The organism is Paenibacillus sp. FSL M7-1046, assembly GCF_038007405.1.
In the GTDB taxonomy this organism is placed as follows: domain Bacteria; phylum Bacillota; class Bacilli; order Paenibacillales; family Paenibacillaceae; genus Paenibacillus_AQ.
On sequence record NZ_JBBOXB010000001.1, the window covers coordinates 1997849 to 2023488 of the forward strand.

The window sequence follows — 25640 nt, forward strand, 5'->3', positions numbered from 1 at the left end:
CACAATCCTGCTGTGGGCCACTCGTTTGTGAATACTGCAAAATAGATGTTCTTAAGTGAGTCTGTGAACAGACCACACAATACCTGAAGAGGTGCTGCCCAGATCCAAAGGAACTGTCAACCCATCGGATTCATAGAACAGGCCGATCACATCGCCTGCCGTCAACTCGAATTCGCCTGCCAAGGTTACTGTACCGTTACCTAATATCGTGCGGAGCGACAACACAAGTGCAATGTTTACATTCAGCAGCGGAAATAACCCGCTTACCAAATCTGTTGCTACAGGTGTGGTTCTCCGTACCACAAAGGCCGGATCGACTCCTGCGCCCAAAGCTACCGAAATTGCGGCAGTTGTAGAATAATTGACAGTCGCTTCAATGGAATATCTGCCTGTTGCCGGTATGGTATAGTTTCCTGTAGTTTCATTGAATGTTGGGCTATCATAATATGGCGACGCCACAGTCCAACCTGTGAGCTGGGTACTTGTCGTAACCGAAAGTGCCGGCAGCAACGCCGAGAAGCCTTCAGTTGCAACACCCGCTCCCGTTGCTCCTGTTACACCGGTAGCCCCGGTCTCCCCTGTGACTCCTGTTGCTCCCGTTACGCCGGTTGCTCCAGTCTCACCTGTGACTCCTGTTGCTCCAGTTACGCCGGTTGCTCCGGTGACTCCAGTGGCTCCCGTTACGCCGGTCGCTCCAGTCTCACCTGTGACTCCAGTGGCTCCCGTTACGCCGGTTGCTCCGGTGACTCCAGTGGCTCCCGTTACTCCGGTCGCTCCAGTCTCACCAGTTACTCCGGTGGCTCCCGTTACTCCGGTCGCTCCAGTCTCTCCTGTGACTCCTGTTGCTCCAGTTACGCCGGTTGCTCCGGTAACTCCGGTGGCTCCTGTTACACCAGTCGCTCCAGTTTCACCTGTAACTCCTGTCGCTCCAGTTACACCAGTCGCTCCTGTCACTCCGGTAACTCCAGTGGCTCCCGTTACCCCCGTCGCTCCAGTCTCTCCGGTTACTCCGGTTGCTCCAGTTACGCCGGTTGCTCCTGTCGCTCCGGTAACTCCGGTGGCTCCCGTTACGCCGGTTGCTCCTGTCGCTCCGGTAACTCCGGTGGCTCCTGTTACACCAGTCGCTCCAGTTTCACCTGTAACTCCTGTCGCTCCAGTTACACCAGTCGCTCCTGTCACTCCGGTAACTCCAGTGGCTCCCGTTACCCCCGTCGCTCCAGTCTCTCCGGTTACTCCGGTTGCTCCAGTTACGCCGGTTGCTCCAGTCTCACCTGTAACTCCTGTTGCTCCCGTTACGCCGGTTGCTCCTGTCGCTCCGGTAACTCCAGTGGCTCCCGTTACCCCCGTCGCTCCAGTCTCTCCGGTTACTCCGGTTGCTCCTGTTACACCAGTCGCTCCAGTCTCACCTGTGACTCCTGTTGCTCCTGTTACGCCAGTTACGCCAGTTGCTCCTGTCGCTCCGGTAACTCCAGTGGCTCCCGTTACTCCGGTCGCTCCAGTCTCACCGGTGACTCCGGTTACTCCAGTCGCTCCAGTCTCACCTGTGACTCCGGTGGCTCCCGTTACTCCGGTCGCTCCAGTCTCACCTGTGACTCCGGTGGCTCCCGTTACTCCGGTCGCTCCAGTCTCACCTGTGACTCCGGTAGCTCCCGTTACCCCAGCAGCTCCAGCTTCACCTGTTGCTCCCGTTGCCCCAGTCACTCCAGCTTCACCCGTTGCTCCTGTGACTCCGGTCGCCCCCGTTACCCCAGCAGCTCCAGCTTCACCTGTTGCCCCTGTTACGCCAGCAGCTCCAGCCTCACCCGTTGCACCCGTTGCTCCTGTGACTCCGGTCGCTCCCGTTACCCCAGCAGCTCCAGCTTCACCTGTTGCTCCTGTTACGCCAGTAGCTCCTGTCGCTCCGGTTACTCCAGCAGCTCCCGTTGCCCCAGTCACTCCAGCTTCACCCGTTGCTCCCGTTACCCCAGCAGCTCCAGCTTCACCGGTCGTACCTGTTGCTCCAGTCACCCCTGTTGCTCCCGTTACGCCAGCAGCTCCAGCTTCACCGGTCGCACCTGTTGCTCCAGTCACCCCAGTCGCACCAGTCTCACCCGCACCTGTTGCTCCTGTCGCACCGGTAGCTCCGGTTGCTCCTGGTAGTCCTGTTGCACCCGTTGCCCCGGTCTCGCCAGCGCCCGTTGCTCCTGTTGCACCAGGGGCACCAGTAGCTCCTGTCGCACCGGCAGGTCCGGTCGCTCCGGTTATACCTGCAAATCCTCCTGACAGCTCAGCGAATACCAGCCGGTGCGCGGTTACTAATTGGCCGGCACTGTCTTTCCCCCACAACGAAACCTGGATCGGATCATCCGCCGGGCTTTCACTTGGGGTAATGAAAATGAATTCAAAAGCATCCAAATCAGCATAGTAGCTAGTAGTTATCACTTGGTTTGCAGCAACGTTGATAGATTCGCTAACATACAGATTCCGCACTCCGCCAAGCATGTAATAACCTTGAACAGACACTGTGGAAGCCTGGACATCGCTGCGGTTATCAATTCTGACGGTAACCCGCTGAGTCGGTCTCACACCGCCAACCAAGTTATTTTCTATCGGTCCTGTGGACAATAAAACCATTACTCTACCACTCCTTTTAAAATAAGTTTCCCACCCTGACTACCTGCTGCTGTTTCCCCCTTCTCCCAGACATACGCCGGTCTCGCAGCCCAATAATTTTATGGCTTGGACTATTCAATCCAGCGCATACTGAGTGATTTATATACTAATATTCCGGCCCTCTCCTGACGGTGTGGACGTAAGCTGCACTCTTCATAAACAGGGCTTGGCATTCCGCCCAAAGCCGCCTACAAGGACTTCCGGCGCTGCCTGTTGGAAACACAAAGAGACTGTTCCGCAGCCCCAGTCGGCTTCAGCACAGTCTCTTATCGCAATACAGCACATTTTCAGTTCACATACATTCCTGCCTGCTGCTTCAGCAGCTTACTCTCTCCATCCTAATCCTCACTTAACAGATTCTCCAGACTGTTACCCTTCAGCGGGTCTTTAGGGTTGAACTCGGGATAAATATACTCCTCATGCTTAAAAGAATACCCGGTAGCCGCGATATCCAGCATCCGGTTAAGCCGCTGCGTCTCGCTGCGCAGCGCCTCTTTCAGCTCCTTCTCCCCGGAGAGGATTTGCAGGTACAGTTGCATCCGCGGACGGTCGCCCGAGTCCCGCGGTTCGATCGAAACCGTATTGGGATCATATTGGTCCATGATTTGCGGGGAAAGCGGATATATTGAATCTTCTGCGGCAGGATAAAATTCCGAGAAATGCCCCAGCCCCGGAGCCATGTTGGGGAGCTCCAGAATGCCGTCAACCACCGGCAGCGCCAGTGCCTGCTTGAATAAAATCGTCAAAAACTCCTTCGATTGCAGAAATTCCCAGACCTTCACCGCCGCCTCACGGTTAGAAGCAGCACTGTTCACAACGAGCGGAGAATGTGGAATCATCATCAAAGCTCCGGCCCCCTTTTGGGCTGCTGATGTTACCGGCGGCAAAGCCACTGCCCAGTCATCCTTTGGCATATATTCCTGCAATTTCACATAATCTTTGCTCGTTACATACATCATCCCGATATTGCCATCGGCGAACTGCCGCAAGGCACTGTTGCGCTTCAGCAGGGTTTCTCCCGGATACAGGCTGCCCTGTGCCTTCATATCCAGCAGCATCTGCAGCCATGGGGCATAACCGCTCAGATCATAGCGGCCGGTGCGGTAATTATAAAGATAAGTCCCGCTGTAGGTACTCGACATCTCAAGTCCCGTCTGCAGACTATACTGGCTGTCTCCCGCCGGGAGGCCAAATCCGTATTTATTAACGCCGACCCCGGCCTGGCTGATCTTCCCGGCGAACCGCTCCATATCCGCAAACGTAACGGGCGGCTGCTCCGGATCAAGACCGGCATTGCGGAACAGCTGCTTGTTGTAAATCAACCGTACCGTCTCAATACTGGAGGGCATAAAATAAATACCGCCCTTATACAGCGAACTGTCCGCAAAGTCTCTCGCCCAAACCGGGAACCTGTCTAAATCGCCGGGATTCAGAAAAGAAGATAATTCGGCCAGATACCCCTTCTCCACATACGTCGCCAGCCAGCCATTATCGACGCTGAACACATCCGGCCCTTGACCTGATGTCATCAGCATGTTCAGTGTATCCCCATAGACATCCGTTGAAAGATTCATGATTATAATCTCAATATGGTCTGGATTGCTCTTATTGTATTGATGGATCGCATTCTTCACTTCCAGGTTCTCCGTCCAGTCATATAGTGCAATTCTGATCTGGGTAACCGGGACTGCCTCAGGCGCAGGCTCCGAAGCGAAATCAACCAGCAGCGGACGGTCATAAGCGACAGCATAGGCCACAAGCCCGCAAAGGACCAAGGCAATTCCTAGGAAGAGGATTCGTTTCACCGTGCACCTCCTGCGTTGACATCAAGACTTATCGCGTTTTACAATGGATACCAGCTATTGGGTTAAACTCGTTCAGTATTTAATATATTCCAATAATATCCGTTAAATGGCAAGGAAGAATATTCACAGGGCCAGAGGAGGATTCAAATGAAAAAACTATTTGATACTCTTTCCAAAACCCTCTTCCTGTACAATTTCAGCATCCGCAGCCGGCTCATCCTCTACTTTCTCTTCCTTGTCCTTCTCCCGACCACGATCATCTCCATTACCGTTTACAATAAATCGGCGGATATCATCACCCGTAATGTCAATACATCGATTGAGAACAATCTTAATCTTGTACAGGATAATCTGGCACAGCGCTTCGAGAGCGCCAACAATTCCATGGTCTCCCTTTACCTCAATACCGAATTCGCAGATTTGATCTCTTCCAACCGGCCTACCGACAGCACCGGCATTATCAATGAGTTGGCTGCCCTGAACAAAATGCTGGAGAACTTCCCTGCAAACGGGACCCCGGGAAGCAGCTTTGTCCCTATGCTGTATATGCTGAACCGCCCGGAATATACCCAATACAACTTCTCCAGACGGGTCTTTAATATCGACCAGATCTCACTGAAGCCATGGTATCTCGGCATACCGGCCAGATCCGATTTCACCGTGGTCGGCCTAAGTTCGCTGGACTCCCGGTTTACGCTTAAATTCGCCAAGCGTCTGTTTGGCATACGGCATGCCCAGCTGCCTTATGTCGGGCTGCTCACCATCGATATTCCCGTGACGGAATTCGGCACACTGCTGGAGCACTATAAGCCAACGACGGGAAGCAGGATTTATATTGCAGACCAGACCGGAACTATTGCCATCAGCCCCGAGGAGACCCTGATCGGCCAGAACATCAGCACACAGGATTATTATGGCAAAATGGCTGCCGAACCCGCAGACCCCGGCATCTTTCATTCCTTCCATCATGTGATTCAGGGCGAAAATATGCTCGTGAGCTACAAAAAAATAAAAGCCACCGGCTGGACCATTCTTTCCATCTCGCCCATAAGCGAACTGAATGGAGAATTAGCCTCGTTCCGGCGGGTGATGTATGTCGTCATCGGCATATGCATGCTGGTATCCCTGATGATGGCCCTGCTGCTGTCGGAGAATATCTCTGCTCCTATACGCAAATTCATCCAGTCGATGTCACATGCCGAAAGCGGGAATTTCAACATCATTATCCGCTACCGGCGCAAGGACGAATTTTCCTATCTGTTCAACCGTTATAACAAGCTGCTGCAGCAAATCAAGGCACTAATCGACAAGCTCTATGTCACTGAGCTGCGCAAAAAAGAAGCCGAACTAAAAACATTGCAGGCCCAGATCAATCCCCATTTTCTTTATAACACCCTGGATTCGATCAACTGGCTGGCCATCAATCATGATGTCCCCGAGATCAGTCATATGGTGACCTCCTTATCCGACTTCTTCAGGTACAGCCTCAGCAAGGGGAGGAACATCATCCCGCTGCGGGATGAACTGAAGCAGGTGGAGAGCTATCTGGAAATCCAGCAATTCCGCTTTCAGGATAAGCTCGCCTATGAGCTGGAGAAAGCCGACCCCCGGCTGCTGGAGGAATGCCTCGTAGTGAAGCTGAGTATCCAGCCACTCGTGGAAAATGCGATTATTCACGGAATCCAGCAGCGGCGGGGAAAAGGTACAATCCGCATAAGGGTGGACTCTTCCCATGATGTCCTTTGCATATCGGTTTTTGACGACGGCGTAGGGGCGGACCCGGAGAGGCTGAACCTGCTGCTTACCGATCAGCAAGGCAACCAGTCTTATGGCATCCGCAATGTGCATATGAGAATCCAGCAGTTTTTTGGCGAGTCCTACGGCATCCGTTATTATGCCAACACCGAAGATCAGGCAGGCCTACTGGCTATGATCCGGTTTCCGGTCGTTACTACTTGGGATGAGGTGATTGAAGATGTTGACGATGATCATAGCGGATGACGAGCCGTTTATCCGCCGCAGTCTGATCCATGGGTTCAAGTGGCAGGAGGAGTTCGGCCTTGAGGTCATCGGTGAGGCGGCAGACGGCGAGGAGGCCTATGAATTATGTATGAAGCATACTCCGGATATTCTGTTCACCGATATTATGATGCCCTTTCTGAACGGCCTTCAGGTCGCCGAGAAGCTGAAGGCCGCCGGTTGTCCAACCAAAATCATCATCATCAGCGGCGCACAGGATTTCTCCTATGCCCAAAGTGCGATGAAGGTTAATGCCGAAGGCTATATTCTAAAGCCGGTTAAACTGGGTGAAGTCAAAGACATCTTTCATAAAGTCATTGCCCGGATTCACCACGAAAGAGATAACCAGCTGAATTTGAATCAGTTGAAGAAGCAGCTGCACGACAATATGCCACTGATCCGCGAGAAATTCCTGCAGAACCTGATCGCCGGACTATACCGCAATGAAGGGGAGATCTGGGAGAAGATCGACTATTTCGCCCTTCCTTTTAAACGAAAAAACCCACTGACGGTAGGCGTATTGCAGCTTGACGATTACGGGGCGGCAGTAGACAAATTCACGGAGGAGTATAAGCAGCTGCTCTATTTCTCCATCCAGAATATTATGAGCGAGTGCCTGAACAGCCACCCCTGCGGAATCGGCTTTGTAGCCAGCGAGAATGAGTTTATTATGATCTTTTGTCCGGGGGAGGAGCCTGCATCAGACTCCATCTCAAGCCTTTGCGAGCAGATTATCGCCAGTATCAAAGAATATCTGCGTCTTGACGCCTCGATTGGCATCGGCAGAACCTGTATGCTCGCCGGACAAATCGAGAACTCCTATAAAGATGCGCTGGCCGCGCTGGCTTACAAATTTTATACCGGCCATGCTTCCATTCTCCATATCAAGGATATTCAGCCCGATACGGAAACGCTGCAGAGCACTTTTTTTTATAAATTCCATGCCCAGCTGATGAATGAGCTCAAGGCAGGCCATACGGACAAAGTAATGGAGCTGCTGGAAACCCTGTTCACCATGCTTGAAGGACCCAAGCTGCAAATTGGTTATGTACAGAGCATCTGTGCGGAGATCATCTTCACTTCTGCAAGAGCCCTGTATGAAATTGATGAGGAAATCGAACGGGTGCTGAATGACCGGATTACCATCATGGATACACTCTACATCCAGAAAAATATTGCCGGACTCAAAAGCTACATACTCTCTCTTTTTCATGATCTAAGCACATATGTGGCAGGCAAAAACACCTCAAAGAACAGCAGAGCCATCAACAAAATCCGGAGTATCGTGCAGGAAGGGTATGCCCAGGAGCTGTCCATCTCCAGGATTGCAGAGGAGGTCTTTCTGACCCCCAACTATATCAGCCTGATCTTCAAAAAAGAAACCGGTGAAACGATCACGGACTACATCACCAAGATCCGCATGGGCAAAGCCAAAGAGCTGCTGCAGACTACAGATCTGAAAGTGATGGAAATTTCCGAAAGGGTGGGCTATGAGAACCCCCATTATTTCAGCACCGTGTTCAAGAAAACCGTGGGCGTCCACCCGCTCAAATACCGGTCCGACCAGGAAGAGACGCCGTAATCCGGCTATTTATAAATATAGGATTTCACACCTATCCTGGAGAAAATGGTGTTTCTGGCACCCTTGTTCTCCGGCGTAGGGACAGCCGCCCTCATCGCTAATCCACTAATATAGGCAAAGTTGGGATGCAGCGCCTCGTCGGTAAAATAAGCAGAAATCCGGCTTCCCGGCACTCTGTGCCGGTTGAGTGCGGCAATCATTTGCGCCGAGCTTTTGATGCCCAGCCCATGCCCATAGTAGCGGTCATCCCCAAGCATGATCGCATTCTCCCCCTGCCATTCCGGCTTATCCGGGTTATGGTCGGGATTCTTGAAATAGACCACATCACCTGGCAGCATATCAGACTTCTCGAAGGTAGTAATCATCTGCAGATTGCTGTCATAATTCCAGTCCCACAGGAAGATGTCGCCGAAATGCCGGTCAAAGGCAGCTTCCCCGATCGCCCCGATCGTCGCTTTATAAAGAATCATCACCATAGCCATCGCGCATTCGAATGCATAGAGAGATCCGTTCTCAAAAATATCATTGATTGCCGCCGAGGGTGCGACACCTTCCTTCAACTGAAATCCGCCGTTGTCCGTACGGGTCCAATACCTCGGATTGCAGCGGGAGTTCTTAAAGTTGGAAAAGTCAGTTCCGCCGGCATTCATGGATTCCGCCGCCGCGATAATCCCCGCCCGCATGCTCCGTTCAAACGACGGATCTCCGGGTCCATATCCAATCCCCATTCTGCACTGCCCCTTTCATCTTAAGTTCACAAAATATAGGTTATTGTACGTGTCGGGACTTCAGTTGGTGCGGGGCAGCTGAAATTTATCGAGATAAACTTCAGGCACTTTATTCGGAGCTGCCGGCTTCCTCCAGAAACCAGCGGTTCACCTGTGCGGTCTCTTCGGTCAGGATATCCAGATAGATAGAGGTCCGGTAATTGGTCTCCTTGAGGCTTTTGCCCGTAATCTCGGCGATCCGGTTCAGCCGGTACATTAATGTGTTGGTATGGATATGCAGAAATGCGGCGGACGCCTTCAGATTGCCGTTCAACGACAAGTAGACGGCGATCGTTTTCAGAAAATCGCTTTTGTGTTCACGGTCATGCTCCTTCAGCGGATACAGCAGTGCGCTTCGGCGGGTCATGCTGCGTTTCTGCTCCATAATGGCCGGAATATACGCCCAAAAGCCGATTTCCTCATACAGCAGCAGCTCGCGGGCATGATAGGGCAGCAGCTTTTTAAGCTCCAGAATGGACAGTGCCTCCTGGTAGGCGACAGCTGCCGAGGTATATTCCCGGTATCCCGGACTGCAGCCTGCCGCTAGCGTACAGCTTTCGCTTTTGCCCATATCGCGGATCAGCTTGTGCACGAATGAAGCCAGCCTCTCTGTCCCTTCTACCGGAAAAAGAAACGAAAACAAAATAATCAGCCGGTTCTGCTCCGCCGTCAAAAACAGCAGGCGCTGCCCGGCATAGGTGTCCATCATCTGGCGAAACCTCAGCAGAAAATGCTCGTCGATCACCCGGTTGCTCTCCAGCACGCCGATAAAGTAGCTTTCCGGCAACAGGATCGACCCGTTCTCCGCTTCCTGACGGATGCGCGGCTCATTTTCATAGTGCGAGGTCAGCAGCTTCCAGAAGAAATCTTCATGCGTCTTGTCCTGCTTCATCTTCCACCCGCGCTGCTTCAGCAGATAACGCCCGGCGATGCCGGCGGCCTTCTCCACAATGCTCTCCGCATGACCTGAGGCCAGATTACCCCGGTCCACAACCCAGATATAACCGAGGATTTCCTGCTGGTATTTGATGCACATGGCAAGCCGGGGTCCAAGCCCAACCTCCATAACCGCCGGAATACGGATCGGATGTGCGGCGTTCTCCAGCTGATGCATCACGCCTCTTTTCCGGAGACCAATAATGACTGTATTCGGAACACGTTTGCCGATGATGGTAGAGATGCGGGCCGGGTCGCTTTCAAACTCATGGGAGCTGTACCCGATGACATGGTGGTTGCTGTCTTCAATCGTTACCTGAGACTGGAGCGATTCGCTGAGAGTATCCGCCAAGGATTCCATACTGTCAAAAAAACGGTCAAATATTGGCTCTGAATTTGTCATATTCCCACCCCAACCTGAAGAATAGCCGAATCTTGCGCTATAGAGTGATTACATTATAGTACTCCGGGCAGCGGCTGACTATAGGGTGATGAAAGAAAACCTAACATGTCCTAAAGTAAATGATGAGCGTATCGCTAACTCCCCTCAAATTTTCGATTTTCCGCCCCAAACCCGGCAACAAAAACAGCCCGGCAATTTCACCGGACTGCTTAAGATTAACCTTCTGCTCTTTTTTCGGTTCTATATATTAGATCAGAGTGAACTCTTGTTCTAATGCTTTCTCTACCGTGAAGTACTCTTCTCCGAGAGCTTCCGCTACAGCCTGGCAGGTAATCTTTCCATTGGCCACGTTGACACCGCTCTTCAGGCCGGCATCGTCCTCAATCGCCTGGAATACCCCTTTATTGGCAATTTGCAGCGCATAAGGAACTGTAACATTGGTTAATGCAATCGTTGAGGTTTTGGCTACAGCGCCCGGCATATTTGCTACCGAATAGTGCAGTACACCATATTTCTCAAATACCGGATTATCATGTGTGGTGACCCGGTCGATGGTTTCAACGATACCGCCTTGGTCAATCGCCACGTCAACAATGACGGAGCCCGGCTTCATCGACTTAACCATTTCTTCAGTGACCAGCTTCGGAGCTTTCGCACCCGGGATCAGCACTGCGCCGACCAGCAGATCCGCTTCAGCAACCGCTTTGGCAATGTTATAAGGATTGGAGATTAGCGTATTAATCTGTGCGCCGAAGATATCGTCCAGCTGGCGGAGTCTGTCCGCGCTGAGGTCAACAATCGTCACTTCCGCCCCCAGGCCAATCGCCATTTTGGCTGCGTTTGTGCCGACTACCCCACCGCCGATAATGCTGACCTTGCCTCTGCTGACGCCGGGAACACCAGAGAGCAGAATGCCTTGTCCTCCGTAGTTCTTTTGCAGAAATTGTGCCCCGAGCTGCACGGACATCCGTCCGGCCACTTCGCTCATTGGCGTAAGCAGCGGCAGGGTACGCTCATGGACTACTGTCTCATAGCCGATGGCGAAGACGCCTTTGTCCTTGAGGGCGGATGCCAGGGCTGGCTCCGGAGCCAGGTGCAGATAAGTGAAAAGGATGAGGCCCGGGCGGAAGTAGCCATATTCGCTTTCCAGCGGTTCTTTCACCTTCATCACCATTTCGGCGGCTGCCCATACGGCAGAAGCTTCAGTGATTAGCTCCGCTCCGGCGGCGGCATATTCTTCATTCAGAAATCCGCTGCCTGCTCCTGCTCCGGCTTCCACCAGCACTTTATGTCCTTCGGCTACCAGGCTGACTACTCCGGCAGGGGTAATGGCTACGCGGTTCTCATTGTTTTTAATCTCTTTGGGTACACCAATAATCATCGTTAATCGCTCCCGTCTTATGCGCTTCTCTTATGTAAAGAATTATAACATGTGATTTCTCAAGACAATTTGGTAAAAAATAAAAACTTTATCTGCCATGATTGTGTTTTTACACAATGGAGCTGATGGACATCCGTTAATCATTTTACCAAAGCGTTGGTGTATATAGCAAACCGGTGAACCCCGCGCTCAAAAAAAGACACCAGCTCAGGTGTCTTTCGCACTGAATTATTTTGTTAAGAAGATGGGGAACTTTCCGCTTATAGGAAGGATTTAAGAGAAATTCAAATTATGTGTCATGTTTTATTACATCGGTTACTTAGATAATATAGCCAGTACTGTTTCCAGTACAACATTTACCCCTTTTTCGCATTCTTCATAGGAGGTAAGTTCTTCTTCGCAGTGGCTTTTCCCGTTCACGCTGGGCACAAAAATCATTGCCGATGGCAGAAAACCAGCCACAAATTGGGCGTCATGCCCTGCTCCGCTGGCCATCTTTTTACTGCTGTAGCCCAGTCTCGTTGCTGCCTGCTGAGTCAAAGCGCAGATCTCCGGATCGAACCACACGGTATCGCGGCCCCATAGCTTGGTCTTGGACACCGAACACTCCAGCAGCTCTTCGGGCAGGCCGCCTATAATATGCTCAACTTCACGAACAATATCCATAGCCTTATGTCTAGCCTCGACGGTAAAAATCACCTTATTAGGAATGACCGTATGAATATTAGGCAACACGTTCATTCTGCCCATCGTATAGACCAGTTCCGAATCCAGCACACCCAGCTTGCTCCGCAGCTCCGCAATCAGGTCGGTGGCGGCAAACAAGGCATCCTTGCGCATATCCATCGGCGTAGTTCCGGCGTGATCCGATTCACCCGTCACTTCAATCTCATAGCAGGCCATGCCTACGACACAGCCGACCAGGCCAATGGCGAGATTCTCTCTCTCCAGCACAGGTCCCTGCTCGATATGCAGCTCCAGATATGCAGCCGCTTCCTTGATCCGGTTCGCAGCCTCTCCCGCATAGCCGCTCGCTTCCAATGCCTCTCCAAAGGTCGTCCCTTCCGGGTCCTTTTTCTTCAGCATTTCCGCCTTGTCGAACTTCCCGGACAATACGCCGGAGGCCATCATCGAAGGCTCGAAGCGTGCACCTTCCTCATTGGTGAAATTCATCACCGTCACCGGCAGCCGGGGCTTGATGCCATGGTCAACCAGAGTGCGTACTACTTCCAGGCCGGCTATGACGCCAAGCACACCATCGAAGCGGCCGCCCTTCTTGACCGTGTCCAGATGCGAGCCAATCACCACAGGCGGCCCTGCTTCCGTTCCTGCGAGCGTGGCGTACATGTTGCCCATATCATCCACTTTGACCGACATACCCAGCTCCTCACAACACGTAGCGAAATAATTCCGCACCTTCACATCCTGCTCCGACAACGACAACCGGGTAACTCCGTTATTGTCCGTACGCCCAAAATCGGCAAAGGCCTCAATCGTATCCTTCAATCTCTCACCGTTCACGAATATTTGCTTAAGCTGCATGGGCCTATCCCTCCATTTTGAACGCATACTTATACAGATTCATTGCTTTCTATATATGTTATACCATTGCGTCAGATTGTCATTTTACACACTGTAATAATTATTTTTCCGAATTGTTCACGATGTGTTACAACGCCGCTAAGGAAGTCTGTTAGAATATGAGCTGTCAGCAAGGAAGACGGGCTGGCCAACCATGTGAAAGGGGAGTAATCTTATGAACACCATTTTGCGCAGCGGCTCAGCACAGGCTGAGATCAGTACCCTTGGAGCGGAGCTTGTCAGCTTCACCAGAAAAGACACAGGCACTGAATATATATGGAGCGGCGATGCCGCCTATTGGACAGGCCGTTCTCCGGTGCTGTTCCCGATTATCGGGGCTGTCCGGAACGGAGAGATCAAGGTTGGTGGACAAGCGTATAAACTTGCCAACCACGGCTTTGCCAGACGCAGCGAATTTACAGTCGTTGAAGCGGACGAGTCCCGTGCGGTCTTCCTTCTCACCAGCAGCGAGCATACCCTGTCCAGCTATCCGTTTCAATTCAACCTGTATATTACATACACGCTGAACGATAGCACTCTTAAGCTGGATTACCGGGTGGAGAACATTGATGGAGGCAGCATTTCCTTCCAGCTCGGCACACATCCTGCATTCAACTGCCCGCTGGATCAGAACGGAAGCTTCAGCGACTATGTGCTCGAGTTCTCCGAAACCGAAAACCTCGACCGGGAGTTCCTGAATGATGCAGGACTTCGGATCAGCGGTAAATCGGAGACTGTGCTGAGGGAAGAGCGCAGCCTTCCATTATCCCATGAAATGTTCAAGGACGGCGCGCTTATTTTCCAGAATGTGAACTCCCGGCAGATCACGCTGAAAAGCAGACTTACCGGAAAAAGCGTTGCTGTATCCTTCGAAGGCTTCCCGGATCTCGGCATCTGGCAGCCGCTGAATGCACCCTTTGTCTGCATCGAGCCTTGGCAGGGATTCGCAGACATTGATGTCTTCGAAGGCGAGCTTTCGGAAAAAGAAGGCATTGTCACCCTGTCGCCAGGAGAACGTTTCGCCAGCTCCCTGACGATAGAAATTAATTAATACCTGCACGCTTCATAACACCTTTCCGTATTTTCAGCAAAAAAGAAGGCCGTTAGCCCACTGATGGGCTACGGCCTTCTTCGTACTTATATGTTTTTATTGACTAAGCGTTTCTCCACCTTCAATCCGCACAGTGAACGTGTGGTTATTGGAAGCTTCCTCAATTTCAGTATAAGCCCAGTGTGTCGTTGGTACGTCGGGCCAGCTTGGTGTGGTGACACCGTATAACGGTCCGCGTCCGAACAAACGATTGACAACCTTTACGGCTTCAGCGCGTGTCAGGCTACCGGTTGGACGGTACGTACCGTCCTCATAGCCATTGAGAATGCCAGCCTTGCTTGCGGCCTCAATTTCTCTGGCCGCCCAGTGGCTAGCCGTATCCTTGAACCTGCCGGATGCAATAGCCGTAGTGTCCAGCTTCTTGTATCTCGATGCAACGGCAGCTATTTCTCCGCGGCTGATAGGGGCATCCGGAAGGAATAGGCCTTTATCGTTACCCTGCATCAACCCTGCCTCCTTGACGAATTGAATCGCACCCTTCGCCCAGTGACTATCCTTCACATCCGGGTAAGTGGCAGCAGCTGGCGCAGCGGATGCGTCATAGCCAAGGTTTCTCGCCAGAATCGCGGCCATTTCCGCACGGGTAATAGAATGGTTCGGCTTGAAGGTTCCATCTGTAAAGCCGTTGATGAAGGCTTTGTGTTGGTTCAGCTGCTGCTGTTGTTGCTGCTGCGCTGCCTCTGTTGCCGCCAAATACTCCTCCCAGCCTTCCATGTTCAGAATGGTGAAGGTACTGAATTTGTTCACCTCGAACTGCAAGCCAAGTTCGCCGGATTTGTAATCAACAACCTTCGCCTTCTTCAGTTCCTTGTCGCCATCACTATGTTCGATAAAGATGACTAGATTGGACAGGAAGTCTTCTCTTTCCGAGAGATTGGCTGGCAGCTGCACGTCACGCAGAGGGAGCGTTAATGTAACCGGTCTGCTCTGCATATTGGTCTCGATAGTCATGGGACGGGCGACAACATCAATTTGTTTATCAGCTGCTATTTCTCTGACAATCCGCTCGATTCTTGCCCGGTCTTCGACCTCTTTGCGCAACGTCTGGTCTTTAATCGGCACTACATGGAAATATAGATCTTCAGTGAAATTATCCAGTGATAATTGTGATATGAGAATTCTTACGTTCTCCGTGAAGATCTCCATGTTCACGTTGGAGTCGCCGAGTGTCTTAATCGCATCTTTAGGAACATTTACATTAATATCCGCAACCTGATCCTTCTCATCAGGGATCATGATCCGGGCCGTATTATCCGAGGATCCGGCAATTTTCCGGACAACCTCCTCCACCCGATCCGTGGTTAAGTTGACTACATCATGCAGGATTCCACTTGAATCCCGCGTGCGTTGGATAACCGTTTCAGCCAGCACAGAACCTTGGCCCAGTTGTCCTGATTCTACCTTCACGGTTATCCGCTCTGTCGACGCTGTCGCAATTGGTGCGACAGGTACCGCCGGTTCAGCTGTTGGCGTGGCCGGTGTTGGTGTAGCCGTCGGTTCTGCCGTTGGCGTAGCTGTCGGTTCTGCCGTTGGCGTTGCCGTCGGCTCTGCCGTTGGCGTAGCTGTCGGTTCTGCCGTTGGCGTTGCCGTCGGCTCTGCCGTTGGCGTAGCTGTCGGTTCTGCCGTTGGCGTTGCCGTCGGTTCTGCCGTTGGCGTAGCTGTCGGCTCTGCCGTTGGTGTAGCCGTCGGCTCTGCCGTTGGCGTAGCCGTCGGCTCTGCCGTTGGCGTAGCTGTCGGCTCTGCCGTTGGCGTAGCTGTCGGCTCTGCCGTTGGCGTAGCTGTCGGTTCTGCCGTCGGCGTTGGTGTTGGTGTCACCGTTGGTGTTGGTGTAGCTACAGGCTGGGCCTTGATAACTTTAATTGTGTATATCTTTACAGTCCCATCCTCAGCAGTGACCTGAATATCAAATACGTTGTCCCCTTCAATCAGATTATCTAGAGAGGCCCCGTCTCTTCCAGTGATTTGGCTTTTCGCTTTTCCATCAGCCACTATCGGACTTAGGACGATGGAGTTCACATCATTTCCTACCTCTACCGTATAACCGGAAACGGCAGGATCAAAGGTGGGGTCCAAAGCTCCGACATCTACACTGATACTCCCTAAAGTAGCATCAGACGAACGTGATTGTCGGGTGATTTCCACCTTGTATACACTTTCTGTCTTTCCATCCTGAGCTGTAACCTTCAGGTTTACGATGTTCAGCCCTTCCACCAGCGAAATAGGCATCGGACTATCTACCGTGACACCATTTACGGTTATCTGTGCATTCATGTCCCCTTTGGCAGCATCCAGTTCAACCCGATCCACTTCATAGGGTACCGACAAGAAGTACTTGAAGACTTCAGCGGAGAACTGGGGATTCAGAGCTTCTGTTCCTCTTGCAGAGCTGACGGTCAAATCAGTAAGAGAGGAATCCTTCGGCAGAATGGCACGATTCACAGTAACGGAATAGGTTTTTTTAGTGCTGGCATCACCAGCCGTAACCTCTACTGTAATTTGATTCGTGCCCTCATCCAGTGCTACGCGGTCGCCTGTTACGCCGGCAGAGGTTCCATTCTTCTTCAAGATGTAGGTTGCCAGCTCATTATTAGTCCTAATTAAAAAATCGGCGTTGCTTACATTGTTGTCCACATTGACTGAATAATCACCGATGCCTGCCTGGAAAACCGGTGTTAATTCGCCAGGGAAAATCGTCATATTCAGCAGAGTTGCATCTTTACTTGGATTTCGCACCAGATTAATGGTGTATACCTGCATGCTTCCGTCTTGAGCCGTGACCTTGACTTCAATAACATTCAAGCCAGTGGTCAGAGGCACAGCGTTCAGGTCTTCGATCCAAACCCCATTCACAAATACGGAGGTACTTGCATTTGCATCATCAACAACTGCACTTAGCTTAGCTACAGAAACTTCATCCTCGACCGTGCCGCTATAATTGAAAGTACCCGGAACGGATGTAAGGGTGATCGCATTATCCGATAAGTCAGTCATCGTCAACTCGAGCAAATTCGCATTTGACGAAGCTGCACGGACGATAGTTACCGTGTATTCCTTGGTTGTCACTTTATCAGCGGCCGTAACAACTACTGTAACTACATTTTCTCCTACATTCAAAGGAATAGGCACTCCCCCTGCCGACTCCAGCCCATTGATGGTATAGGTTGCCTGTTCATCACTTGTAATTGCTGCAACTGCCATGCTGGTAACATTGTTCGGCACATACTCATAATAGGTTGAAGTTCCGCGGTCGAAACCTCCCGATAATGTTTTGCCGGACAAAGTGATATTGGTCAAGTCCGCATCGGAGGAAGCTTCACGGACAATCGTCAATACATAATTCTTTGACGTTATCCCATCCTGAGCCCTGACCAAAATATTGAATTCGTTGACACCAACCTGTAGATTTACCAGTCTTGGCTGAGCATTCGCCGCTACATTTCCATTCAGGCTGACCTCTGCGTTTGCATCCTCAGGAGTAGGAGTAATCGTAAGCTGAGAGATACTGTTAGCCACGGTCACACCATATCCGGTTTGATTTTTGTCAAAAGAAGGATCGACTATTCCTTCTGAAAGGACCAAACTGGACAGATCGGCATTGGAAGAAGCCTTTCTGATAATATTTACGAGGGTTGTTTTTACACGGACACCGCTCTGTGAAGTAACCACGATCTCAACCGTGTTCAAACCAACATTTAAGTTCTTAGTATAGGCAGTATCATCAATATGAATATTGCCGTCCACTACGAGGCTTGCCGCAGCATCCAGAAGCTTTGGAGTAAGCTCCAGCGAGGACACCTCATTAGCAACCTCAACCGAATACCCCGTCTCATTGTTATTAAAGGCAGGCGACAACGTTCCCGAAGAGACGGTCAATCCCGAAAGATCTGCCACATCCGAAGGGGCACGCAAAATAACCAGACTATATGACTTCTTCGTCACTCCATCCTGTGCCGTTACCTCGATCAAGTACTTGTTATTCCCTGCTGCAAGACCCGTAATGAGAAAAGGCGTACCACTCGGGTGATCCACGCCATTCACCTTAACGCTTGCACCTAATGCGGCTGTCGGAGTAAATTCCGCAGTCGTTACTGCGTTTGCGACTTCCATTGTGTAGTCCGCCTGATTGGTATTGAAGATTGGCGACGGTCCACCCGGGGAAGCGGTCAGATTAGTCAGAGAAGCATCCCCCAACAGCTTTCTAACAATCACAACCTCATAGGTTTTCTTTGTTTTTCCGTCCTCTGACGTTACTACAACGGAAATCAGATTCTTCCCGTAGGCCAAGCTGACATTCCCAGTGGCATCAATAGATTCCGTAGAACCAATAGCTCCACCGTTTAATGTCGCTGTAGAGAACAGATTCGACTTCTTCACGTCCACTTTAACCGAACTTACATCATTTTCGACGGTAGCGGTATAGTTGGACGTATTACTGCTGTAGCTTGGGGACAGCGCAATGGCTTGTCCGCCGTTGGACAAGGCCAGTCCATTCGCCACAGCCAGATTGGCATCATTTCCCGGATAACGGATGATATCAAGCTGATATTCCTTAAAATTGGATGAGAATTTATCGGCTACTTTAATCTTTATGGGCTTATATACACCCACAGTCAGGCCGCTGACAGTAAACGTAGGGTAGGAGCCCGTTACCGTGACGCCAGATCCATTGTCTGCGTACGCTGTTACATTTACATCAGCGGGATTCACCGCTCCTACATTTATATCGATACTGTTGTTCGGACTGCTTCCACTTTTGTTGGGAACATGCACTTTATTGTAGATAATCCCCCGGTTAAAAGCAGGTGCCATCACACCCACAGAGGGCGAAATGAATTTAAGATCAAATTTCCCGGCCACAACACTCAATAAAAAGCTGCTGTTGCTTGAAGTAATTCCATCGTTTACTGTGACTTTGATGGTGGAGGTGCCTGTCATGTTTGCTGCCGGAGTAAGATGGATACTTCTTTCCGGGCCTTCACCTGAAAAGGTAATATTGCCATTCGTCAAAAGGGCCGTATTCGACGAGACCGCAGAAAGCGTCAGCATGTCGCCGTCATCCACATCGGTCAGTTTAAACGGCTTCGATACAGGAGTATTCACCGGTGTTACCACGTTGGTGTTGAACCCTGTGTCGGACTGCCATCTGCCACTTACGATGCTGCCATTTCTTGCTCCCGTGGAGGAATCCTTGGCGACCGCTCCATCACTTGGATTATTGAATTTGTAGTTGGCCATCAGACCCGCTTCAGATCCGCTCAGACTAGTGTTCATCTGACTTTCAATCTCCGCCTGGGTCTTTGCCTTATTCCATATCCGGTAGTCTCTCATGCCCCCCGTATAATTGGCATCCTGGGACCATGTACTCTCCCCTATATAGTTATAAGCTCTCGGCAGATTGGAATTCTGCGCCTTGGCTTTAGCCATGTCCGTCAGATCCATAAATCCGCTGCCTTTCAGAATCCCGTTCCAGTAAATATAGGCCTTTTTCTCCACATGATTATATACGGCGGCCACATGAACCCATTGATTCAAGGGCAATCGCTCCGTTGTCCGCACCAGGTAAGCTTTAACTCTGGTACCCTTTTGCGGCAACGCTTCAAGTGCTATTCTCCCTGTATTTCCTTCAAAGGTAAAATGCAAATTAAAATTATCAGGACCGTGAGAGGTATCAAAGATACGCCCCCATGACGGAGCACTGCTGGCATTCACCCACGTTTCAATCGTGAGGGAATTAGCATATATGTCCAGATCCGGAAGGGTTACGTATCCCTTACCGTCAAAATCAAGGTAATCATTGCCCCCAGACTCGGAAATATAAGGAGTATCGTTAACAGGCAGGACTTTGACCTGCGCGGTTTCCTCAAATTCCCCAAAAGCCGATTCTTTTCCTGTATAGGTCTCATTCACATTTACATAGTTAGGAGGATTTCCGCTGGATTCCGCTGGAATCAACCAGTCGCGGTACTTGATGCCTACAGTTCCGTTCCAATCCTTCTTCGGAACAAACCGGATCATTACACCGCTGCCTAACACAACAATCTTGCCCGGATCAGGAGCTACAATCGACAGCCATACGCCCGAGTTGTTTTTGTACTGCCATTGCCCGTTGGTGTTATCCACCTCGGTGATGCCAACTCCGCTTTGATTTAAATCTGAAATGTTTTTCCCCGCAGGTTCCAGCGTGTCCTCAAGAATGGTATCCAGCGGTATTGAAGTCTGTGCCTGAGCAACATAGGGTATAGCGTAAAAATTGCTAATGATCAGGATGACAACCAAAGCCATGATCAAGTGTTTTGATCCTCTTTTTATTCCCACAAATTCAGCCCCATTTTTCTAAGATGTCCTAGCTGTTCAACTATGTCTGTTCTGCCCTCCCTGGCTTAGTCTGGAAAACGCTTATAATCTAATTATCGGAATTTTAGATAGCGCTGATTATGTCGAATTTATAGAATTTATTGTTAAATTCAAAAAAAATGTTACTAATTACTCGGAGAAGCATCCGCTAGGTCCCAAAACCATTTAGTCAGGACATTTTACGCCTTCGACAAACTGCTCCATGGTGGTCAATAAGTAAACTAAAGTAGTATATACAACCTTTCTCTGCCAATAGTAAGCTTAAGTTAGCTTATAATCCCAAGATTATTATGATTAATATAGATGGGAGAATCGGATAAGGGAGTGGAGTATATGCAAGGATTGTCAGTGGCTATCTGCACGAGGAACCGGGTACAGGACCTGACACGGTGCATTCATTCTATAACTAAACAAAGCATAGGCCGGACGTATCCTATAGAGGTCATTATCATTGATGACGGAGAGATTCCCGAAGGAACCCTCAAGGGGTTCGAAGCCTTATTGGCCGGTTGCGGTTATCCCCTTTCGTACCATAGCAAAACTGAACGGGGATTATGGCTGTCCCGAATCAAGGCGGTGGAGCTGTCTACCATGGACAAGATCCTCTTCCTTGATGACGACGTCGAAATCCCCGATCATTATCTGGCCACTTTAATCCAAACCTACCTCGACCATCCGAACTGCGCAGGTGTCGGCGGGGTCGCCATCGGGATGCGCAACAGCTTCCTCGGCACGATCCGCTGTCTGCTCTCCTTCCAGCAATCTCTATCGAGCGGCAAGCTTTCCTTAAGCGGCCAGGCCGGCTCCATGTACAATTGGCATAAGGCACGGAAGATCTTCAAGACAGAGTTCCAGCACGGCTGCAACATGTCCTTCAAGAAAGAGGCCATTCAAGACCTCAAACCCGTCCCCTGGCTCCAAAGCTACAGCGTCGGTGAAGACATTCTTATGTCCCGTATCGCGCAAGGTTCCGGCCCCCTTTATATCAATCCCGAACTTAAACTTCTGCATCATGAGTCCCCGGCCTCCAGAGACAATCTTGAGAATGTAGCTTATATGAGAGTGCTGAACCATGTGCATTTGCTCAAGGATAAACGTTCGGGACCTGTCGGTTATCTCGCCCTGGTCTGGACGACGCTCTATCTGATTTTGCGGGAACAGCCTAAGAAGAATACAGCTGCCATCAGCGGCTACAAAAAAGGGCTGAGAGAAATATTTTCCAGGCAAACCGCCGGTTAATCCATCAAACCTCAGGAAGGGAGTGGCCGCATGAGTGTGAGCATTGTAGTGCCCATGTACAATTTAGAACGTTATTTAACACCTCTGCTGCTCTCACTCCTGGAACAGAGCGGGAAGAGGTTCGAGCTGATTATGGTCGATGACGGCTCAACAGACCGGACGTATGAGGTAGCCGCTGACTTCCTGGAGAAGCATCCTGATCTGCGTTCGAAGCTGATCCGCACTCCCAATTCCGGAGTGAGTGCCGCAAGAAACACCGGTTTGGCTTCAGCTTCAGGAGATTACGTGCTGTTCCTGGACGGAGACGATTACGCCGACAGCAGCCTGGTGCTGAGTATCGAGGGCGCCACGCGGTCCACGGATCCCGATGTGGTCTGCTGGGGCTACAACCTCGTCCGGGAGGATCAGTCGACAATTGTAAGCTTCACTTCCGGTCAGTCCGACACTACGGGAAGCGAGGCGCTGCAGAATATTTTTGTACACAAAAGCCTGAGAATCTGGACCGGAAGCATTGCCTTCAAGCGGAGCTTTCTCCTGGAGAACGACATCCGCTACACGGAGCGCTGTGTGAACGGAGAGGATCAGGAATTTATCTATAAAGCCTTATCCAGAGCGTCCCGGGTGATCTCGATCCCCGACGTATTGTCCTATTATGTGCAAAGGACGTCATCCATTACAGGCACGTATAATGTGAACAAATTCGATGTCGTCGCTGCCTTCAAGCGGGTGGATGAATACTTCAAAGCCCATCCCTTCAGTGAGGCCAGCACCATCTCGGAGCTCCTCCTGACCCGGGAGATGACGGAGAACTACTTTTACAATCTCAAGACCTGCCTGAACGGCACTTCGGGAATCCGCATGCGTGACCTGCTTCATGACATTGAGAAGACCTACCCTCATTTGAACCACGAGATGCTGCTCATTATGAAACGCTACAGCGGGGATGACAGACAGCTCGCTTTTAGAATCAAAGCCTTCTTAATTTCCCCGCCTTTATATGCGCGGTTGATCCACATGGACAGAAGCTGGCTCCAGTTCAAACATAAGCTCAAAACCATGATCACCAGAAAGGAAATTAAGATATGAAGAAGATGATGGTAAGCGCATATACAGAATTCAATTTGGGCGATGACTTGTTTATCAAGGTACTCTGCGAACGGTATCCGGATACCCGTTTTATGATCATTGCTCCCCGTTTATATAAGCTGGTATTCAAGGATATCAAGAACCTCAAGGTCTATGCTTCGGACTCCGTCCTGTTCCGGGGAATTAATTATGTCTTCAGAAAATTAAAGCTGCATAACAACTTTCTGCAGAGATTTCTGGGTGATCAGTCAGATGGAACCGTACATATCGGCGGGTCTATTTTTATGCAGGGAGAACACTGGGCGGAATATGTGGCGAACGCGGAAGCCATGCGCAACAAGAGCAAGCCGTATTATTTGATGGGCGCCAATTTCGGTCCCTTTACGGATGATGAGTATTACCAGGTGCACCGGCGGATTTTCCCGGAATATACCGACGTCTCTTTCAGAGAGCAATACTCCTATGATTTATTTAAGGATTTGGGCAATGTCCGAATGGCTCCGGATATTATCTTCCAGCTGAAATATAACGCAAACGAAACCTCATCCGGACAAAAACCTCCAGCGGGCCAAACGATTGCGATTTCGGTGATTAAGCCGTCGTCCAAGAACTTAAGCGGTTTTGACAACCTCTATTATGAAAAAATGAAAGCTGTTGCAGTCTATTTCATCAAGCAGGGTTATGCCGTGCATTTCATGTCATTTTGCCAGCATGAAGGCGACCAGGAAGCCATCGGGCAGATTATCGGTCTGATTCCGGCAGAATTTCAGGAGCAGACCCATGTTCACCTCTATAAAACAAACATAGATGACATCCTCGCCGCGCTGGCAGGTGCCAGCTGTATTGTCGCTTCCAGGTTCCATGCGATGATTCTCGGCTGGGTGTTTAACAAACCTGTCTTCCCGGTGGCCTACAGCAGCAAGATGGTCAATGTCATGCAGGATGCCTATTTTACCGGAAAATACACCGATTTCGCCCATTTGTCCGAGCTTACGCCGGAAGAGGTGTATGACAGTATGGCCACTAACCGGCTTGACGTGACGTTGCAGGCAAATCAGGCAGAGAAGCATTTTGAACAATTGGACGCTTATCTGTCACCGGCACCGTTTATGGAAGGGAGAAGAAGCTATGAAAGCTAAACGGAGCCTGCTGAACCTCGGCTTTGGCCTTACCAGCCAGGTAATCACAATTATTCTCGGCTTCTTCATTCCAAGACTGATTATGGTCAACTACGGCTCGGAAGCCAATGGTCTCATTGCATCCATCGTGCAGATCATCAGTTACTTCGCTCTGCTTGAAGCCGGGGTCGGTGCAGCTTCCCTGCAGGCTCTGTATAAGCCGATAGCCATCAATGACCGGGGTCATATCAATTCGATTCTCGCAGCAACCTCCAGCTATTATAAAAAAACGGGAATGTACTATTTTATCTCCGTCGTATTGCTTGCAGTCATTTATCCGCTGGTCATCCACTCGGAGATCAACAAAGTGAGCATCATGGCGATTATTTTATTCTCGGGTCTGGGCGGAGCCATCAACTATTACTTCCAGGGCAAATTCAGAATTCTGCTGATCGCCGAGGGTAAAAGCTATGTGGAGACGTCCATCGTCACCATCGCAAATATTCTGAACAATGTCGTGCGGATCATCCTGCTGCTGCAGGGTGTGAACATCATTGCCGTGCAGGCTTCGTTCTTCGTGCTCACCCTGCTGCAGATCGTCGCTTTCTATTTCTATTCGAAGAAATATTATAAGTGGATCGACCTCAGCCACAAGCCGGATTTTGCAGCCATTGGCCAGAAGAACTCGGTTATGGTGCATGAGATTTCCTATCTCATCTTCCGCAATACGGACGTGTTGATTCTGACTATATTTACGAACCTGAAGATCGTCAGCATCTACGTGATGTACAACATGATCTTCACCATTGTCGACAACATCGTCCAGACGGTCAACGGAAGCATAAAGGCCGCCTTGGGCCAGAGCTACCATGAGGGCAAAGAGGCTTTCGTGAAGTTCTATGATGCTTACGAGGTCTATTTCATGGGTCTCATCTTTGCCATTCTGACCGTTGTCTATATCATCATCCTGCCGTTCATGAAACTGTACACGGCTGGCGTCAACGATGTGAACTATATTAATGCCTGGCTGCCGGTTCTATTCGTGGTGATTAAATTGTTGACCAATGCCCGCACCACCTCCAACAATATCATTACGATTGCCGGACATTTCAGAAACACCCAGTTCCGCTCTATTATGGAGTCGGCGATCAATCTGGGGGCTTCGATCATTTTCGTCATCTTCTTCGGAATTTATGGCGTGCTGATGGGCACCATCGCCGCCCTGCTGTACCGTTCCATTGATATTGTCGTGTATGCCAGCCGGGTATTGCTGGAGCGCAGTCCATGGATCACTTTCCGCAGATGGCTGACCAATGTTGCGGTCTTCGCTGCCATCGTTTTTGTCACCACCAAGCTCGACCTCAGCATCACCTCATACACCGGTGTGATTCTGTGGGCTGTGCTGCTCGGCATCATCATCCTGCCCATCTATTTCCTGGTCGGATCGCTGATGGAACGCGAGGTATTTCTCTATACCTTGGGTTATCTCAAAGGCTTCCGTACGAAGCTCAAGCTGAAGCGCAAGGTTACGGCCGGGCAGGCTTAAGCGGAGTGGAATGTATGAGATGTGTGATGTGTGGGGGCGCGCAGGATGCGGGAGTTGCGT

General features: G+C 50.6%; 14 protein-coding genes. 7 read left to right on the top strand and 7 right to left on the bottom strand.

Annotation, left to right across the window (positions count from 1 at the left end; genetic code table 11):
• Positions 1 to 51 precede the first annotated feature (51 nt).
• Positions 52 to 2613, bottom strand: coding sequence for a beta strand repeat-containing protein (locus tag NYE29_RS08575; RefSeq protein WP_340895394.1), 2562 nt, complete (start codon positions 2611 to 2613; stop codon positions 52 to 54).
• Positions 2614 to 2990: 377 nt separating this feature from the next.
• Positions 2991 to 4457 carry an ABC transporter substrate-binding protein gene (locus NYE29_RS08580; protein WP_340895395.1) on the bottom strand — a complete coding sequence of 489 codons (1467 nt, stop codon included), beginning with the start codon at positions 4455 to 4457 and terminating at the stop codon, positions 2991 to 2993.
• 147 nt (positions 4458 to 4604) lie between these two features.
• Here NYE29_RS08580 and NYE29_RS08585 point away from each other — a divergent pair, with 147 nt between their 5' ends.
• Positions 4605 to 6458 carry a cache domain-containing sensor histidine kinase gene (locus tag NYE29_RS08585; protein ID WP_340895396.1) on the top strand — a complete coding sequence of 618 codons (1854 nt, stop codon included), beginning with the start codon at positions 4605 to 4607 and terminating at the stop codon, positions 6456 to 6458.
• Complete coding sequence (locus tag NYE29_RS08590) at positions 6433 to 8058, top strand: response regulator (protein WP_340895399.1); 1626 nt, start codon at positions 6433 to 6435, stop codon at positions 8056 to 8058. Before NYE29_RS08585 ends, NYE29_RS08590 begins: the two co-directional genes overlap by 26 nt.
• Before the next feature lie 5 nt (positions 8059 to 8063).
• Here the strand turns inward: NYE29_RS08590 and NYE29_RS08595 are convergent, their stop codons facing one another.
• From NYE29_RS08595 to NYE29_RS08610, 4 genes are all read right to left on the bottom strand, one after another.
• Complete coding sequence (locus NYE29_RS08595) at positions 8064 to 8786, bottom strand: protein-glutamine gamma-glutamyltransferase (RefSeq protein ID WP_340895401.1); 723 nt, start codon at positions 8784 to 8786, stop codon at positions 8064 to 8066.
• A 109-nt stretch (positions 8787 to 8895) separates the two neighbouring features.
• Positions 8896 to 10164: a PucR family transcriptional regulator gene (locus tag NYE29_RS08600; RefSeq protein ID WP_340895403.1), complete on the bottom strand. Its 1269-nt coding sequence runs from the start codon at positions 10162 to 10164 to the stop codon at positions 8896 to 8898.
• A 247-nt stretch (positions 10165 to 10411) separates the two neighbouring features.
• Positions 10412 to 11545, bottom strand: coding sequence for an alanine dehydrogenase (gene ald / locus NYE29_RS08605; protein WP_340895405.1), 1134 nt, complete (start codon positions 11543 to 11545; stop codon positions 10412 to 10414).
• 315 nt (positions 11546 to 11860) lie between these two features.
• A complete protein-coding gene (locus NYE29_RS08610; protein WP_340895406.1) occupies positions 11861 to 13087 on the bottom strand; it encodes a Zn-dependent hydrolase in 1227 nt (408 codons plus the stop codon).
• A 214-nt stretch (positions 13088 to 13301) separates the two neighbouring features.
• On the opposite strand from NYE29_RS08610, the gene NYE29_RS08615 reads away from it, so the two are divergent.
• On the top strand, positions 13302 to 14177 hold the full coding sequence (locus tag NYE29_RS08615; RefSeq protein WP_076114261.1) for an aldose 1-epimerase family protein: 876 nt from the start codon (positions 13302 to 13304) through the stop codon (positions 14175 to 14177).
• Between the two features lie 96 nt (positions 14178 to 14273).
• Here NYE29_RS08615 and NYE29_RS08620 read toward each other — a convergent pair whose 3' ends face one another.
• A complete protein-coding gene (locus tag NYE29_RS08620; protein WP_340899650.1) occupies positions 14274 to 20519 on the bottom strand; it encodes a cadherin-like beta sandwich domain-containing protein in 6246 nt (2081 codons plus the stop codon).
• A 405-nt stretch (positions 20520 to 20924) separates the two neighbouring features.
• On the opposite strand from NYE29_RS08620, the gene NYE29_RS08625 reads away from it, so the two are divergent.
• The 4 genes from NYE29_RS08625 to NYE29_RS08640 are packed head-to-tail and all read left to right on the top strand — an operon-like array spanning position 20925 to position 25580.
• Entirely contained in the window at positions 20925 to 21830 is a 906-nt protein-coding gene (locus tag NYE29_RS08625; protein WP_340895409.1) for a glycosyltransferase family A protein, read from the top strand.
• A gap of 30 nt (positions 21831 to 21860) precedes the next feature.
• A complete protein-coding gene (locus NYE29_RS08630) occupies positions 21861 to 22916 on the top strand; it encodes a glycosyltransferase family 2 protein (RefSeq protein ID WP_340895410.1) in 1056 nt (351 codons plus the stop codon).
• A complete protein-coding gene (locus NYE29_RS08635) occupies positions 22913 to 24055 on the top strand; it encodes a polysaccharide pyruvyl transferase family protein (RefSeq protein ID WP_340895412.1) in 1143 nt (380 codons plus the stop codon). The genes NYE29_RS08630 and NYE29_RS08635 overlap by 4 nt, the downstream gene beginning before the upstream one ends.
• Positions 24045 to 25580: a lipopolysaccharide biosynthesis protein gene (locus tag NYE29_RS08640; protein ID WP_340895414.1), complete on the top strand. Its 1536-nt coding sequence runs from the start codon at positions 24045 to 24047 to the stop codon at positions 25578 to 25580. Before NYE29_RS08635 ends, NYE29_RS08640 begins: the two co-directional genes overlap by 11 nt.
• Positions 25581 to 25640: the final 60 nt, after the last annotated feature.

What these genes read in the sequence shown, in the direction of transcription:
- NYE29_RS08590 (WP_340895399.1), top strand. Translation starts at nt 6,433, where the DNA reads ATGTTGACGATGATCATAGCGGATGACGAGCCGTTTATCCGCCGCAGT.
- NYE29_RS08635 (WP_340895412.1), top strand. Translation starts at nt 22,913, where the DNA reads ATGAAGAAGATGATGGTAAGCGCATATACAGAATTCAATTTGGGCGAT.
- NYE29_RS08575 (WP_340895394.1), bottom strand. Translation starts at nt 2,613, where the DNA reads ATGGTTTTATTGTCCACAGGACCGATAGAAAATAACTTGGTTGGCGGT.
- NYE29_RS08625 (WP_340895409.1), top strand. Translation starts at nt 20,925, where the DNA reads ATGCAAGGATTGTCAGTGGCTATCTGCACGAGGAACCGGGTACAGGAC.
- NYE29_RS08595 (WP_340895401.1), bottom strand. Translation starts at nt 8,786, where the DNA reads ATGGGGATTGGATATGGACCCGGAGATCCGTCGTTTGAACGGAGCATG.
- NYE29_RS08620 (WP_340899650.1), bottom strand. Translation starts at nt 20,519, where the DNA reads ATGGCTTTGGTTGTCATCCTGATCATTAGCAATTTTTACGCTATACCC.
- ald (WP_340895405.1), bottom strand. Translation starts at nt 11,545, where the DNA reads ATGATTATTGGTGTACCCAAAGAGATTAAAAACAATGAGAACCGCGTA.
- NYE29_RS08600 (WP_340895403.1), bottom strand. Translation starts at nt 10,164, where the DNA reads ATGACAAATTCAGAGCCAATATTTGACCGTTTTTTTGACAGTATGGAA.
- NYE29_RS08585 (WP_340895396.1), top strand. Translation starts at nt 4,605, where the DNA reads ATGAAAAAACTATTTGATACTCTTTCCAAAACCCTCTTCCTGTACAAT.
- NYE29_RS08615 (WP_076114261.1), top strand. Translation starts at nt 13,302, where the DNA reads ATGAACACCATTTTGCGCAGCGGCTCAGCACAGGCTGAGATCAGTACC.
- NYE29_RS08610 (WP_340895406.1), bottom strand. Translation starts at nt 13,087, where the DNA reads ATGCAGCTTAAGCAAATATTCGTGAACGGTGAGAGATTGAAGGATACG.
- NYE29_RS08640 (WP_340895414.1), top strand. Translation starts at nt 24,045, where the DNA reads ATGAAAGCTAAACGGAGCCTGCTGAACCTCGGCTTTGGCCTTACCAGC.
- NYE29_RS08630 (WP_340895410.1), top strand. Translation starts at nt 21,861, where the DNA reads ATGAGTGTGAGCATTGTAGTGCCCATGTACAATTTAGAACGTTATTTA.